Raw genomic sequence first — 681 nt, 5'->3', positions numbered from 1 at the left:
GGTGAGGTCGCCGAGATCGAAAGTACGCTGGTCGGAATAGTTGCGGTCGGCTGCGACCTGCTTGAACGATTGGATCAGCTCGGCGGCACGGTTGAGATTGGATACGAGCTGCGAGGACGCATCGCGGCTGGTGTTGAGGAAGTCGTTGAGCGTGGAGCGGCGCAGCTCGCCGCGCTCGACTTCGGCGGTGAACATCGCGGTCTTGCGTTCCAGCGCAGAGGCGACGGTAAGGCTGATGCCGACGGGATTGTTGACCTCGTGGGCGACACCGGCGACCAGGCGCCCGAGCGCGGCGAGCTTCTCCGCCTCGATCAACGAGGCCTGGGTTTCGCGCAGATTGCGCAGCGCGGTTTCGGCGGCTTCCTTGGCCTTGCGCATTTCCTGCTCGCCGCGCTTGCGCTCGCCGATGTCGAGCGCGACGGTCACGATCCGCTCGATCTCGCCCTCGGCATCGAGCAGCGGCAGCTTGTTGACCAGCCATTGCCGCATGTTGCCTGCCGCGTCCTTGTACTCCTCCTCGTAGAAGCCGAGCCCCTTGCGGAGCTTGAGCACCCTCTTGTCGCTCTCGTCGGACTTGGCCGCGCCATAGCGTGACATCAGATCGGCCGTGGTGCGGCCGAGCGCATCGCCGGGCTCGATGCCGAAGATGCCCGCCATGTAGCGGTTCATCAGCACGTAGCG

1 protein-coding gene is annotated in these 681 nt (G+C 65.2%); it reads right to left on the bottom strand.

Features of this window, described 5'->3' with window-relative positions:
- On the bottom strand, positions 1-681 hold a 681-nt coding region (locus H1B27_RS39675; protein WP_197969780.1), incomplete at both ends, for a PAS domain-containing protein.

The sequence above is a fragment of the Bradyrhizobium diversitatis genome, from assembly GCF_016031635.1.
Taxonomy (GTDB): domain Bacteria; phylum Pseudomonadota; class Alphaproteobacteria; order Rhizobiales; family Xanthobacteraceae; genus Bradyrhizobium; species Bradyrhizobium diversitatis.
The sequence above is the reverse complement of the archived record's forward strand: the minus strand, read 5'-3'. Positions and strand labels throughout refer to the sequence as shown.